General features: G+C 58.7%; 11 protein-coding genes. All 11 read right to left on the bottom strand.

From position 1 onward, the window contains the following. Position 1: 1 nt before the first annotated feature. Positions 2-322: a hypothetical protein gene (locus EA797_RS02240; protein ID WP_122163562.1), complete on the bottom strand. Its 321-nt coding sequence runs from the start codon at positions 320-322 to the stop codon at positions 2-4. A 406-nt stretch (positions 323-728) separates the two neighbouring features. Further along, positions 729-1994 carry an XAC2610-related protein gene (locus EA797_RS02245; protein ID WP_122163563.1) on the bottom strand — a complete coding sequence of 422 codons (1266 nt, stop codon included), beginning with the start codon at positions 1992-1994 and terminating at the stop codon, positions 729-731. A gap of 391 nt (positions 1995-2385) precedes the next feature. Beyond that, positions 2386-2670, bottom strand: coding sequence for a hypothetical protein (locus EA797_RS02250; RefSeq protein WP_147456799.1), 285 nt, complete (start codon positions 2668-2670; stop codon positions 2386-2388). Next, complete coding sequence (locus EA797_RS02255; RefSeq protein ID WP_147456800.1) at positions 2651-3364, bottom strand: hypothetical protein; 714 nt, start codon at positions 3362-3364, stop codon at positions 2651-2653. Before EA797_RS02255 ends, EA797_RS02250 begins: the two co-directional genes overlap by 20 nt. Positions 3365-3462: 98 nt before the next feature. Next, the gene (locus tag EA797_RS02260; RefSeq protein WP_122163566.1) at positions 3463-3792 is read right to left on the bottom strand and encodes a hypothetical protein; all 330 of its coding nucleotides are present in this window, start codon (positions 3790-3792) and stop codon (positions 3463-3465) included. 24 nt (positions 3793-3816) lie between these two features. Next, positions 3817-4899 (bottom strand): hypothetical protein, encoded by a 1083-nt coding sequence (locus EA797_RS02265; RefSeq protein ID WP_122163567.1) that lies wholly within the window; start codon positions 4897-4899, stop codon positions 3817-3819. Further along, a complete protein-coding gene (locus tag EA797_RS02270; RefSeq protein WP_122163568.1) occupies positions 4886-8974 on the bottom strand; it encodes a hypothetical protein in 4089 nt (1362 codons plus the stop codon). The genes EA797_RS02265 and EA797_RS02270 overlap by 14 nt, the downstream gene beginning before the upstream one ends. Beyond that, the gene (locus EA797_RS02275; protein ID WP_122163569.1) at positions 8971-9771 is read right to left on the bottom strand and encodes a DUF4123 domain-containing protein; all 801 of its coding nucleotides are present in this window, start codon (positions 9769-9771) and stop codon (positions 8971-8973) included. The genes EA797_RS02270 and EA797_RS02275 overlap by 4 nt, the downstream gene beginning before the upstream one ends. Then, positions 9768-11864 carry a type VI secretion system Vgr family protein gene (locus tag EA797_RS02280; RefSeq protein ID WP_122163570.1) on the bottom strand — a complete coding sequence of 699 codons (2097 nt, stop codon included), beginning with the start codon at positions 11862-11864 and terminating at the stop codon, positions 9768-9770. The genes EA797_RS02275 and EA797_RS02280 overlap by 4 nt, the downstream gene beginning before the upstream one ends. Positions 11865-12051: 187 nt before the next feature. Further along, positions 12052-12570, bottom strand: coding sequence for an Hcp family type VI secretion system effector (locus EA797_RS02285; RefSeq protein WP_021206448.1), 519 nt, complete (start codon positions 12568-12570; stop codon positions 12052-12054). Between the two features lie 280 nt (positions 12571-12850). Further along, positions 12851-14311, bottom strand: a complete 1461-nt coding sequence (gene selO, locus EA797_RS02290) for a protein adenylyltransferase SelO (RefSeq protein WP_122163571.1) — start codon at positions 14309-14311, stop codon at positions 12851-12853. Positions 14312-14371: the final 60 nt, after the last annotated feature.

Here is a 14371-nt window from a genome sequence, read left to right on the forward strand (position 1 = left end):
CTTACGGCTGGCTGTCCGGGTGGGTCTGTTCATTGGCCCAGAAGGGCTGCTTGGTTTTTCTGAAGTCGGGTTCATCATGCTGATCAGGGTCGTAACGCAGGACATCGGTTGGCGATGGCGCCGGGAACACCCAGGTACGCTGCTCACCTTGCAGGATGATCTGTGCGCGTACGGCCAGGGTGTAAGTCTGCCATCGATGCGGGGGTGTGCGCGGCATGCTCTGTGAGAGCGGCACCTCGTAGAACAGCTCCAGGGCATCGGGGAACAGACGCTGAGCCAGGGGCTGGATGGGACTTAGGCTATGGCTGCTAATAGTCGCCATGTCTCTATGGCTAAGGTGATGACTGCTGCTACGCAGCTGGCTATGGGCGCGATATTGTCATTACCCAGGGTGGCCATCCCACGCAGGTTGCTTTCGATACGCACTCGGATTGAAACCCCTACCCAGGACGGGACTGACAGCGAATAGCCTCTGCCATGAGCGTTCTGCCGATGAATAAAGTAACGATGTGAGACTTTCTTGGACTGAACAAGTCCTGAAATAAATCTGTTCCCTTTCCCCTTTCCCCTTTCCCCTTTTCCTTGTTACCGAGAGCCATGGCTCCATCTGGTGCTCTGAGCTCTGTTGCCGCGATAGATGCTTGGAAGCTGTCCCGCCGCCAGGTCCCCGGCTCTGTAGGAACGATTTGCTTGCTCGACGTCTTTCTCTTAGCCCTTGGTTAAACCAGCTACTGCTGGTCCGGACTCTGCTGGCTGCACCATTCGGTACGCTCGCTCAGCACGACGCGCCGAATATGGCCGTTGTCGTAGTACGGCACGTCAGCACAGTATCGGGGGCCTACGCTGGTATCCGTCTTTACCCATTCGGACTCCTCGGTGCGCAGGCGGGTTGGCTGTTCGCCTGGCTGGGCGGGCTTCCAGATGTCGATGTAGGTGCGCTCCAGAAAAGCACCTTCATCGAGATCGCAGCTCTGGGGGTCGATGCCGTGCAGTGTCAGTCGGCCGTCCTTGGTCTGTTCGATCCGGCTGGGGAACTCGATGAAGCCCTTTACGTAGGCGGGGGCGATGTAGCAGGTACGACGCGTGGTACCGTCCATGACCGGCAGGAAGTAACTGCTTCGATTGTCTACTTCCACGACTTCGTCACCCTGCCAGCGATAGGTCGTGACGCCGTGTTCGCAGCAACTGGATCGCCAGTAGGAGTAGATCATCTGGTGAGCCGGATCAAATTCGGCCGACGTGACGCCCTGCAACACCGAGGGCGCATCGACGAAGCGCCCGGTCTTCGGGTCGTATAGCCATGTCTGATGCGGAACGTTTGGCCCGGCGGGGAGGAGTTCGGCAATGGTCAGATCCGGCCAGCCATCGAAGTTGGCGTCAATGAGCTCGGGCAGGAAGAGGCTGCAGGTCCCCTGGGATTCAGTTGCCAGCGTCTGGACCGGCTCTCCGTCCTTGTACAGTCGAATACCGAATACCACAGGCGGAGTCGGGCATCCGTCTCCCTCTTCCTCGGGCAATGCATCGGCAAGCAGGCGAATCTCAAAGGGGAAGCGGACTTCGAGCTCGTCCTGCGTGCGGTCCAACTTCAGCGGCAACTTTCGCTTGCCAGCTGACGAAATCCAGGAGCCTGCGATGCCGTCGTTAAACGATGTGACATGCCAGGTGCCTGTGGTCACGGTCGGGTTGTTTACGTTACGCTCGGTGAGTACGGCTTGCTCGCCCTCTATTCGTCCGCTCAGTTGGAGCCGGTAGCGTGTTTCGGCCGCACAGGGTTGATAGCAGTAGCTACCTGAGAGACCGTCGGCGGCGCGGTTCAAGGTCACCTCAACTCCCTTGCTGCCTAACGTCCCCGACCAGGAACGGCTCCAGGCGGAAAACTCTACAAGATCGGGAAACGCTTGTGCTGCGGTGACGTGCGGTGCTGCCAGCTCGATTGAGGCCAGCAGGGACAGCCAGCCGTAACGGCGGACATGCGATGAGGTGAGGAGCGGCATGCAACATCCTTGGCTGCGAGGGCGGGGCGGCGGAAATCTACTGGGTGCTGCATTGCGAGCAAAGGGAATCGATGTATTTTTCAAAGTGATGGGTTGGAGCAGAAACGCCACGATGTCCGGTGTATCGTGCGCTAAACCTCTGCATCACGAACACTGAACACAGCGCCACGCTGTGCTTGAACTCAGCCTTACAGCCCACGCCTAGCAACGGGGTGATGGCCAAGGCGTTGGGTACGAGGCGCTATTTGTCCTTTCGGCGGGATGGTGCTGCTGTTAGTCGTGCTGCAGCAAGCGCGCTGTGTTCAGGTCTGAAGACAGCGCAGCTTGGCCTCGAAAGCAATGTCAGCGTGAAATGTTCGGCAGCCGGCCGGCCGGTCGTCCTTTGCCAGGATCAGGCGTTGCGCGGCGCGGGTTCGCTCATGCCCAGAAGCGATTTCTTCGCGCCGAGAATGCCGATGACGCCGATGGGGATAAAAGGCACGCAGCCAATGATGAATAGGATGGCGCCCGGCTTAGTCTTGCCGAGGATGACTAGCAGCATGCCGAGGATGTTCAACGCCAGAAATGGCAGCATCCAGACGAAAAGGCCTTCGTAGCGGGGTTCCCCGCTAATCCATATCACCGCAAGCAGGTGAATGACGGCGCCCAGCGGCATCTTAAAATCCATTTTGATCATGCGCTCTTTCCTTGAGTGTTCCGAATACAGCCTGAAACCGCCTCTGCCGGCGTATCGGCAATGACAGTTGGCCGGCCGGCAAACTAACATTGCCGGGACGGGGTGGCCAATTTCCGGTCTTGTTGATTGTTCGCTTTGAGTATCCATTCGCAACTTTGCGACAGGCTGGATCGGTGCCCCCATTCTGGCGGTCGTGTTCGGCGGACACCGGGTCGAGGTAGCGGCATTTCTCGAAGCAGGGCAGGTCGGGCAGGGGACGGCTGGCATCCATGTAGTTCTGGAAAAGTCCCACAGGGCCATTGGTGGTTGCGGGATTCGGTCCGGCGCCATCAGGGAGGCGAAATTGATGGTGATGTCGCGGTAGCGATGGGCCAGGTATAGGAAGTTCATCGGCAGGCCCTGACGGTCCGGCGAGGTGGCGAGGTGGCGAGGTGGCGAGGTAGGCGTCGAACTCATGGAAGGGCGCGGTGATCTCGCCGATGGTGCCGTTCTTCTTGTATTCGCTGTAATTGTCGTAATCGAACAGGGTTACCAGGCCGGTACGTCGATTGAGTTCCCAGAGAGGACCGCGAGAAGGCTTAAACCATAGGTGGGAAAGTGATTGATCACTAATGAGCCGCGGCCCCAGCAAACTAGTGGAATACCAGGACATAGCAACACCATTGGAATAAACGAAATTGTAGTTTCTAGCCAAGATACGTTCTTTACGATACTCAGCTCGGCAAGATAAATAAATAAAACAAGAACAGAACTCAAATAAAATAAAAACCGCGCCCCCCCGCATAGATACATTCAGAAATGCGATCGCTTGGATAACACTGCATAACGATAACGCTCGTGGTCATAAACCCAGTGCAGGTCAATGCCTTCCATGGGTCTTTCTTTATAGGTACCCAGAGCCTTTTCTTCTTCCCGCGTCTTATCGGCCTGCTCCCAGAAGCGCATGCTCCCGGGCGTTGGGTCGGTCATGATCTTTTCCGGTGCCACCTCTTGGGCGCGTCCCCAGGGAAGGCGGCTGCCGCCGAGCTTGCGCAGCCAGGAGCATTCGCTCGACGGCGGCTGGCCGGGAATGCTGGCCGGGCTATAGGCCGTGCTGGCGTAGTAGGCGTTGTGTTGTGTCACGTATGTGCCGAAAAAGGGACGGATTTATTTTCGGCTGTCGCTCAACCCATAACTCACATGCTGGGCCATCAGGTTGGGGCGGTTGAATGTGTTGATCTGAGGGAGGCGTTCGGTTATTTCGCGCACCTTGGCCTTGAAGGTTGCATCGTCCATGTCGCGCCAGTAGCGGGGTTCGCGACCGATTTGGCTGTCGTGTTCGGCGGTGGTGGGGTCGAGGTGGCGATAGGCTTCCAGCTCCGGGGTGTCCGGCAGGGGCTTGCTGATATCCATATAGTTCTGCAAGTAGTCCCAGAGTGCGCAGGGCACGGAGGTGCTGCCGCTTGGGCCAACAAAGTTGGCCATATTGATCCAGATATCCTGGTAGCGATGGACGACGCATAGCACGTTGTTGGGCAGGCCCTGACGGTCCGGTGTGGTGGTGATATAGGCATCGAACTCGTAGAACGGCGCGATCTTTTCGCCGATGCTACCGTTCTTCTTGTATTCGCCGTTATTATCGTAATCGAAGACGGTGACCAGCCCGGTACGGCGGTTGAATTCCCAGAGTGGGCCTCTGGAGGGTTTTATCCAGAGTTTGGGGAAGTGGTTGATTATAAGTGAACCTACTCCCCACATTATCAGCGGCGGAAAAATAAAATAGACAGACACCTCGAACAAAACCTCAAAAAATGAAGATAGATAATCACCCTCCATAATTGAGGCTACCGCCAAGCAGGAAAAGAAAATAAATGGGGAGAGAATGATAAGTCCACCCTTCCCAAATATCTGTATGTATATCCAAAATTTTGAGCTTGCCGGCAGTTGTGCATGCCTGACCTTTTCATTATCCATACGAGCGTGCAGGTCTAAATGCTCCAGTAGTTTGGGGACATATATGCCTTGCTCTAGCTGCTCCGCTTTCTCTTTTTTAACTGACTCTACCAGGCGCAGTTCGCTGGGTTTCGAATTGTTCAATATATCGATTGGAACCAGATCCTGAGTTTTACCCCAAGGCAGGCGCACGCTGCCAAAGCGGCGTAGCCAGGGTTGTTTTTCCGCTGGCGGCTGGTCAGGAATCTGTTCCGGGTCGTAGGCACCGGGGCTGTAGAAAGGGTCAGGATTCAGCATGGGTCTTCTCATCGGCCCAGAACGGAACGTCGGTCTGGTTGAAGTTTGCGGCTGGTGCCTTGGTTGCATCCACCTTGCCGCCTCTGATCGGTGGTGCTGGGAATAGCCAGAGGAGTGCGCCGGGTCGGCAGTCCTTTTCACCGGTATCCAGCGCCAGGCGCAATTGTGTCCGTACCTGCCATTCGTGATACAGACTGGTGTGGCGCAGATTACCCGTCCAGCGTCGGGCCAGCGGTGTGTCCATATACAGCTCCCGGCCATCGGGCAGTATGCGCTGAGCCACTGGATCAGGGTTTTGCACCTCGCTTGTTGGTGGAAAAGGTTCGCCGTTACCGCGATAGCGTATTTCACTGCTGCGCAAGCGGGTATGGGCTTCGATGTTGACGTCGCCCATATGGGCCAGCAGGCCAGGCAGATTGCTGCGGATGCGGATGCGGGTATTGGCACTGGCCAGCTTGCGTAGCTCGGCATCCTGGTTGATGTCCAGCTTGGCGTAAGGCTTGAAATATGGATTGGGCTCGATGGCGATGCGGATACCGGCGAAAATGCCAACCAGGCGATAGAAGGCCTCCTGCGTATCGCTCACCAGATAGCCGAGCTGCTTCTCGCCAAAGGGGCCGCACTCCAGCCAGTCTTCCAACTGGGTGCTGCTCAGCCAGAAAACCAGGCCCGCGCCGATCACGAGAAGCAGCAGTGCGGCAAGGCTAAAAGGGTTCAAGCCAAACAACGCGCTGCTACCGCTGAAGAAGGGGGCGATGGCACCGAACAGAGCACCAGCGGCCATGGCACCATAGCCCCAGACGGCATCATCACCCCAACGCCAGGCATGGACGGCGTCCATGATGCAAACGAACATCATGACAACGCTGGCAGCAGCTGCACCGAGCAGGCGATAGGCAATCTTGTCGACAAACATGCTCCCAAGCTTCTCACCAAGAATGCCTACTACCTTCGCCGTACTAACATTCCATCGAGTGGCACGAAGAAATACCGAGAAACGATTGGCTTCTTTCATCTTGAAAGCCAGCATTTCAAACGCGATTGCTGAATCGATACCGGCGCTTATTAAACCAACTGCGACCCTTGCGACACCTTTTGCCTTTAAGTTATCAGCGCTTGCCCCCCACTCCGCAAACAAGTTCCATAGCTCCAAAGACAGCACCGCCATCGAAAAAGCGCCACTATTGAGCGTCTGGAAATACAGATTGCGCTGCCCGGTATCGACGGAGCGAGTGAGCTCATGGATGCGTTGCTCGGCTTGCTGTAGCTCGGTTTGTGCTGTTTTTGCCAGGGTTTCGGCTTGTTTCAGGCGAGTAGCCTGCGCGGCTTCCTGGCTACGGGCCGCTGCTGTTTGTTGGCTGGCTACCTGAACCATGGCGGCGCGCTCGGCATGGACCTGGCTAGCGATGCTTTCGGCCTGCTCGGCGATCATTCTGGCGTTGGTACGCCGGTTCAGTGCGGCGATCAGTCGGGCAGTACGGTGGTTCTCTGGCATAGCCGCGACCATATGGTCGGCACTTTCAGTGGGCAAGCCTTGGCGGCTTGCTGTACGGCTGTTGCTGCTGGCGATCGCCGCACCTGTGCCATCCAGTACCTCGCCATACACACGGATCGCACGCTGGATTTCAAGCGGCAGGTCGCTCAGGGCGAAGATGTAGTAGCGCCCAGCCCCAGCCGCGCTACGGCGCATCAGCCGTAGTTCGCCGAAGTGCTGAGTGAGCATGCTGCGCAGCTGCTCGATGCTCATTCCATGCAAGCGAATGTTCATGGGCCTGGCTTCAGCAGCCAGGCTGCGGCGTGTCACGTTTTCCAGCCCCTCGGCCTCGGTCAGGGCTTGGCGGCGGCGCTGCATTTCTGCCTGTGAGGCGCTCTGGCGTTTTTCGGCTTCTTGCTGGGCCTTTTCAGCTTTTTGGCGCTGCTGAGCGGCCTGCTCTTGATCACGCTGTGCAGTGGCGCGCTGGTTTTGTGCTTGCTGGCGCTGTTGGTCGGCTGCTGCGCGCTCCTGTTTCGCCTGCTCAAGGCCGCTGGTGGCTGTTCTAAGCGCGCCATCCAGGTGTTCGTAGATACTGATCAGACCATTGGCAATGGCTTTGCTTTCGACGATCACGGCGCTGGACAGCCCACCGGCATCGAGCAGGCCTTGTAGGTTGGCTGCATCGAGGGTGATTTGTGCTTCCTTGGGTGCCAGCAGACCTTCCTGAGCGGCTAGCGCCGTTGCACGGAAACTACCGTCGCCTGTGTTTTCCTCGGCTTGTGCCGGTTTGACGTAGGGCTGGTCCAACTTCGCTAGATCGTACTTGGGCCAGAACATGCGGTGCAGGGGGTGTTGGGTCTGGCTGGCAACCTGCAGGATGAACTGACGCCCTGTTGAGGCGCTCGGACTCATGCACAGGCGACCGTTGACGGCATCGACCAGTTGATGGGTATTGGTTGCCAGCGGGTCATGGTCCGCGGCGGTGGTGGCCAATGAGGAAAATATCTGAGAGGCGAAGTGCAGGGCGGCGGTGTAGTCGAAATGATCCAGACTGAGGTGGTCCGCTATCGTCTGTTGGCACGCACCTCTGCCCATCAGGTCTACCAGGCATTGCTGGCTGGTTTGCATGGCTTGCCAGGCCTCCATACGCTCTATGGTGGCCGTGAAGCGGTTCAGATCTCGAAGCCCTGCGGGGGTGATCTTGCTGATGCAGGCGTGTAGCTTGTTCACCTCTCCTGAAACGTTGCTCGGCACTATGGTCTGATGCACGAGCATGGCGCTGGCAAAGTGACCATTGGTTTTTGCGTACTCGGCGCATTGTTCCAGCAGTATCTTGTGGGTGGCGATCTTGGCCGTTAGATGGCGCAGGCGGAACTGGTTGTCGTCGAGCAGAACGGCGCAGAGCTGTCTGGGCCGCAGCGCTGCAAAGATATCGGTCGCACCGGGCTGCGCTTGCCAAAGCTCCTTGGCCTCAAAAGTCGGGCCGCTCTTGGGTGGCGGCGCTGGCAGTTTCTCTCGTAACGCTTGCTCGATTGCGCCCATCTCCATTTCAGGTGCGGCGGGCGTGGGTTTGCCTGCCTTGCATGCGTCGATAAAAGCGTTTGCGGCCGTGAGGCTCTTGGCAGGGAATTGACCACTCAAGTCGCACAAATAACGGCTGGGGTTATCCAGTATCAATTCATAGCCCGCCTGCCTGGCGCGTTGTGGCGCGGCGATGCTCAGCGGAAAGGCCCAGAGATCGAGGTTCATCCGCACAGTTCGGGCATCGTTGAGACGAGGCTCTGAAACCATTGCTTGCTTGTAAGCTTCGATAATCTCCAATCCACCTGGCTTGCCTTTGAACATCTGATCGAAGGTGGCTTTGGACACATCCAGCTGTCGCTGACTAGCGCGGGTTCGCCGTGTCGCGCTGTCCCGCTCAAGAAAGACCAGTCGAGCAGCACTCAACTGAATTTCGGAGAAGCAGAGTTGAACGGTGAGTTCTTTGCGATTGTTCCATTGTGACGGCAGCCAGATGTCTTCCAGCCCAACACCTACGGCTTTGCGTGGCCCCGATTTGAAGCCTGCGCCCTGGCGATAGCTGGTGACTCTCACGTCGTGATAGGTAACGCCACTCTCGGTGTTACGCACCTCAAGCTCACGCCAAAGCTTGCCCCGATAGAACACATATACATAACCATTGCGCAGGCTTACCGGCGTACCGAGGTCATAGCAACTCTTACTGCCAGGTAGCGCCGTCATGGGCACCACCGGCACGAGCTGGTTCCACTGGATACCGTGTTCGGGCTGGCGAGGCGTTACGCGTAACTCATCATGCAATGGAAGGCGAATCGGCCCACCTTCGCTCGCCGCGATTTCCAGCCACAGGTTGCGCTTGGGCTGACTCTCCCAGTCCCATACGTGCAGCACGCTGCTGAAGGTGTCACTGGTCTGGATTTCCGGTTTGTCCTGCTGGGTCAGCCACTCCAGTTGGGTGGCGTTGGTTTCGTCATATATAACGAGTTTCTGGGTGGTTGGATGATCCTTGCCCACTACCTGGACGATGAGCTTGCCCGCCTCGCAGGCGGCGCCTTTGCTCAGTGCGCACACGTTGGCGCTCATACGCTGCTTTCCTTGTCGGTCGTATTATTGCTCAGGTGCACGGCAAGGGCGTCGAGGGGCTCCTGATCCGTGCCGGGCGAGAGTGCACCTGGTGGTGTCGCATGCGGGTTGGCGTGGCGCAGATCGAGGTAGGCGCTCAGCGAGTCAGCGGCAACGAAACCGGTCTGCATGCCGTCGCTCAGGTACGTCCAGGCCGTTTCGAAGCGGATACCGCTCTGGCGTTCCCACCATAGATAAAGAAAATGTTCGCTCTGTTGGCGTTGCAGGGCTCGTTCTTGAGTGGCGCTCAGATGCAATTCATGGTCGGTGGTTGCTGGGCGCCACATCTGTGCCTGTCGGTTGTCGATCTGCTGCCAGGCCTCGCGGCCGTCGGCGCGCTCGTGCCAGGTGCCGCCGTACCAGCTTAGGCGCTGTATGGGGCCGAGCCAAAGCGGGCGAATTACGGTATCACTGGCAGGGAAGAAGTAACTGGCGGTGCGCGGCCGGGAGTAGCGCAGCACGCCGCGGCGCTCCTGATCGAAACGAATGACCAGGATATGACGTAGGTGGACCAGCAGGTCTTGCGTTGTTCCCGTGGTTTCCAGCACCAGGCCCGGCCAGCTGTGCGGTTCGTTCTGCACGGCGGCAAGCAGCGAGGGGTTGGCCCGTGCGTTAATCAGCAGCGGGCTCTCTTCCTCGCAGGCGGCCAGTTCTGTGTCGTCGAACAGGCGAATCGGACTAGGGTCTTCACCCAGGTGGTAAAGCTTGGGTAGCAGATGCTCCGTGCGCTCCAGCAGTAACCAGTGCCCCGCGTTCATGCGCTGGCTCCGGTGTTCATCGCCTTACGGCAGGGGCAGTCGGACAGCGGGCATTGTAGCGGGGTGCCTCCCTTGGGCTTCTGGCAGAGCTCGACGATGGGCAGTTCTTCACGCAGGCGCTGTTTGAGCAGTGCACCAGGCAAATCCGCGTCCGCCGGCTTCACTGCCCCCGGTAACACCGGCGCCGCGCCCGAACCTTTCCCCGGACTTCCACCAGAGTTCATCCTGATCACCGGCCCGACCATGGTGATCCCACTTGCATCCAGCTTGATGAAGCTGCCGGCTGCCTTGAAGGTCAGTTCGCTGCCGGCTTCGAGAACTACTTTCAAGCCGCTGGACAGATGAATCTCCTGGCCAGCTTCGACGAATTGCCCGGTACCAATCTTCACATGCTGGTTGTTGCCCACGGTCAGATGGTCGCCTGCTTTGATTTCGCTGCGGCGGTCGCCGTGGGTGGTGCGGTGTTCTTCGGCGCGGAATTCGCTGTAGCTGTTGGCCTCGACGGTGTCGTGGCGTTCGTGGCCGACGCGGATTATCTGGTCGTGCTCGATGTTTTCATCCCAATCGCGTTGTGCGTGGACGTAGATCTGTTCGGCTCCTTTGCGGTCTTCGATGCGCAGTTCGTTGTAACCACCGCCGCCCGGGCTGCTCAAGGTCTTGAACACGCTGCGCGTCTTGTTGGCCGGCAGATCGTAGGGGGCGACGTTTTCCTTGTGGTACAGGCAGCCGGTGATCAATGGCTGGTCGGGGTCGCCTTCGAGAAAGGTGACCAGCACTTCCATTCCAACGCGGGGGATGGCGATGCCGCCGTAACGGTCGCCGGCCCAGCCACTGGAGACGCGCAGCCAGCAGCTGGTGTGCTCGTCTGCCTTGCCTTCGCGATCCCAGAAAAACTGAACCTTCACTCTGCCGTACTCGTCGCAGTGGATTTCTTCGCCGGCCGGGCCGGTGACTACGGCGCTTTGGCTGCCAAGAATGCGAGACTTGGGATGGTCTAGCGGTGGCCGGAATGGGACTGCCCAGGGCATGGCGGTGAACTGGTTACGGTAGCCTTGGGTAAATTGGTCGTCATGCTCTGCAGGCGCGCGTTGTTCAGTGACTGACTCCTCCAGCACTTGCGGCTGCTTGCCTTCATGGAAGATTTCGCTGAGCAGCCATAGCTGATTCCAGTCTTTGCGTGGATGCGCGGTCAGCGCGAGGAAGTGGCCGGTGACCAGCAGCGGCTGGTCGCTATCGCCTTCTGCCAGTTCGAAGTCGCGGCGGTGGCGCTCCAGGGCGCGACGGGAGAGGTGCTTGCCACGCTCGCGGTCGACGAAGCGGCCGGGATAGTCGTAGTCCTCGAGGTCCGGCTTTTCAGGGCATTGAGCAGCCGCTTCCATTGTCAGTCGAGGCTTTTCGAAGTCGTAGTCGCGGCGAGTGACGCGGCTCGTGCGAGTCTCGACGCGCACGCCGAAGCGTTTGACGACCGGCTCGTCGGCAACCAGCCCGCTGTCTTGCTGATAGGCGACCGGAGCAAGGGTGGGAAACACCGTCTGGTCGTCGCCGAATACCAGCACGTGGCCGGCTTTGCTGTGCTGAAAGTGATAGTGAATGCCTTCTTCCTCGCAGAGGCGCTGGATGAAGTGCAGATCGGTTTCGTCGTACTGAACGCAATAGTCGCGCTTGGGGTAGATGACCGGGCCCAGGTCAAATCGATGGCCGTCGCCGGCAAGGATGCCGTGGTCGTCGAGTACTCGGCCGATAATCTCCGGCACCGAAAGGTGCTGGAAAATGCGTTGATTGGTCCGGTGTGCCAGATAGGCAAGCCTGGGAACCAGGACCAGTCGGTAGCGGGTCAGTCGCTTGCCGGAATCACCTTGGGCCGCTTGATGGATCTGGCCGTGAATGCCGCCGGCGGCTTCGCTGAAGGTGAGAAAAGCGGATCGGTGCAGCAAGCCTTCCAAGTCCATGTCCGGGCGTTCGCTGATCAGCTCCAGTTCGAACCGGTAGGGCTGGCTGATGGCTTCTCGGCCATGGAATTCAAGCACCTGAAGGTCGTGTTTGACGCCTTCGATGTGCAGGGAAAAATGAGTGTGGTTGGCGGGGGCGAACATCCTTGTTCCTCCTGGATCCGTCCTAATGTGCGCCAGGGCGCATGCGGGGTCTTGATGTACCACGCGCCGGCGAAGTTGCAGTGCGCTGGATCGCGCATTGCTACGCCGTGGTTCGAATTTCTGCTACTGCTTCGCAAAAGGATTTGGCCGGGAGGTGCCCGGCCAAAGTCATCATGCGGTGATCACCTTAGCTGGCGATCGGGGTACGCCAGTCGTCGGAGCCGGACGTGCCGGAGACTTCGTGAGTCCAGACGATTTTGCGGTAGGTGAAGTACACGTCTTCCAGATGAGTGAAATGGGACATGTTCGGGTCCTGGCAGTTGGGCATGCGAGACTGCACGTCGACGATCACGGCATCTTCCAGTTCGATGGTGAAGTAGTGTTCCTGAGTACCGGTGGAGGAGGTGCGGTACCACTCCAGGCGGCACTTGTTCAGGCGTTCACCGGAGGTCAGGGCGTTGAAGATCAACGGCGACGACTTGTCGAACACCTTGGTGATCATCAGCGGCTTGTGCACGCGCTGGCCGGTGGGTTGGCCGGACTGAGGGTCGCGCGGGATGATGACCTGGTGCTGGAAAGCCTGCACCAGAATCTGGTCTTCGTGTCCTTCCTGGAAAATATTGCCGACCGAGTCCTCGGTGAAAGTGCCTGCGGTGATCAGGCCTTGCTTGGTGCCTTCGAGGGACAGATACGCGGGTGTTGGCATGAACGCTCTCCTTGCCTTGTTGAATGCCGGAATGGCACATGAACAGGTACAAGGCGCGTGCCAGTTATATTTAACCCTTTAATATCAATGACTTAATTATCTTCATAAGGCCGTCTCTAATTGCTCTGGGCCGTCGAGCACATTAAGGTGCGCAGCAACCTGCCGGCAGCTGCGCAACATTTGGCGCATGTATGTCCAGCGCTCACCATTGCTCGCTTTACGACCATAGGCCGGACGGCCTCAAGCAGGGCCTGTGCAGTATGTTGCGCAGCGCCATGACTCAGGACGAGCAGCTGATTTCCAGATGCTTGCCCCATTCCGGGGGCCGCTCGGCGTAGCGATCCATGCCGGGTTGCTCGTCGAAGGGGTGACTGAGTACGGCATGCAGCTCGCGAACCGGACCATAGTCGCCGCTTTCTGCAGCCTCGATCGCCTGCTGAGCCAGGTAATTGCGCAGGATGTACTTCGGGTTGACTGCATGCATCCGCTGCCGCCGGGCTTGCTGATCCTCACCCTCGCGATCGACGCGCTCACAGTAGCTTCCTGCCCAATCATCGAAGGCCTTGATGTCGACGAAGTCGTCACGTAACCGCGCTACAGCCTGTTTCGCTGGGCTGTTGCCCAGCTCACGGAAGAACCGCGTGTAGTCGATGGCACTGCCCTGCATCAGCTGCAGGAGACGCTGAACCAGTTCCTTGTCGTTCTCCTCGGCGGTATCCAGGCCCAGCCGCTTGCGCATCAGGTCCAGCCAGGCGGCTTCGTAGATCGGCAAGAACAAGTCCATCGTCCCTCGGAGTTGCTCGATGGCAATGAAGGGCGTCAGTGCCTGTGCCAGTGCAGCAAGATTCCAGTGGGCAATCGGCACTTGATTCTCGTATGAGTAACGGCCGGCATGATCGGAATGGTTGCAGATGAAGCGTGCATCGAAGTCGTCGAGAAAGGCGTAAGGACCGAAGTCGAAGGTGATGCCCAGGATCGACATGTTATCGGTGTTCATCACCCCATGGCAGAAGCCGTAAGCCTGCCAGCGCGCGACCATCTCGGCGGTGCGCTCCAAGACTTCGCGGAAAAAGGAGTGGTAAGGCTCTGGATGCTCCAGGCATTCGGCGAAGTGGGACTCAACGACGTGATCGAGCAATTGCTTCAGCTCGTCGTGCTGCTTGGTGTAGTAGAAGAATTCGAAATGGCCGAATCGCACGTGGCTGGGCGACAGGCGCATCAGCATGGCCCCGCGTTCCGGTCGTTCGCGGTAGACGGTGGTATCCGAGCTGGTCACGCATAGCGCCCGTGAGCTGGGAATGCCCAAGGCATGTAAATGCTCGCTGGCAAGAAATTCGCGGATGGAAGACCTCAGCACGGCACGGCCATCACCCATACGCGAGTAGGGCGTCATACCAGCGCCTTTGAGGTGCAGATCCCAGTACTGGCCCTTCTCGTTGACCACCTCGCCGAGCAGGAGACCCCGCCCATCGCCCAACTGAGGGTTGTAGCTGCCAAACTGATGCCCGGAATAGACCATGGCCCGCGGCTCGGCAGTACTCCAGAGCTTGTGCCCGGAGAATAGCTCGGTGAACAGCGGGTCCTCGGCCACAGGCGGGTCGAGATCGAGCAGGGACATCGCGGCTTCGCTGGCGACCACGAGTCGCGGCTGCTCCAGCGGCTGGGGCGTCACCTCGGTGGAGAACACGTCGCCAAGGCGGGCGAAGCGGTTGTCGAAATGCAGCTCGGTAAGCGTCTTCACAGCGGCTCCGGCATTGTGCGGATCGGCGCCCGGTTGTGGGCGCACTCAGGGTTTTGGAGG

It is taken from the genome of Stutzerimonas zhaodongensis (assembly GCF_003696365.1).
GTDB lineage: Bacteria > Pseudomonadota > Gammaproteobacteria > Pseudomonadales > Pseudomonadaceae > Stutzerimonas > Stutzerimonas zhaodongensis.

Bases quoted from the DNA above. Each gene is read 5' to 3' on its own strand.
- EA797_RS02245 (WP_122163563.1), bottom strand. From the start codon at position 1,994: ATGCCGCTCCTCACCTCATCGCATGTCCGCCGTTACGGCTGGCTGTCC.
- EA797_RS02250 (WP_147456799.1), bottom strand. From the start codon at position 2,670: ATGATCAAAATGGATTTTAAGATGCCGCTGGGCGCCGTCATTCACCTG.
- EA797_RS02240 (WP_122163562.1), bottom strand. From the start codon at position 322: ATGGCGACTATTAGCAGCCATAGCCTAAGTCCCATCCAGCCCCTGGCT.
- EA797_RS02280 (WP_122163570.1), bottom strand. From the start codon at position 11,864: ATGTTCGCCCCCGCCAACCACACTCATTTTTCCCTGCACATCGAAGGC.
- EA797_RS02275 (WP_122163569.1), bottom strand. From the start codon at position 9,771: ATGAACGCGGGGCACTGGTTACTGCTGGAGCGCACGGAGCATCTGCTA.
- EA797_RS02285 (WP_021206448.1), bottom strand. From the start codon at position 12,570: ATGCCAACACCCGCGTATCTGTCCCTCGAAGGCACCAAGCAAGGCCTG.
- EA797_RS02270 (WP_122163568.1), bottom strand. From the start codon at position 8,974: ATGAGCGCCAACGTGTGCGCACTGAGCAAAGGCGCCGCCTGCGAGGCG.
- EA797_RS02265 (WP_122163567.1), bottom strand. From the start codon at position 4,899: ATGCTGAATCCTGACCCTTTCTACAGCCCCGGTGCCTACGACCCGGAA.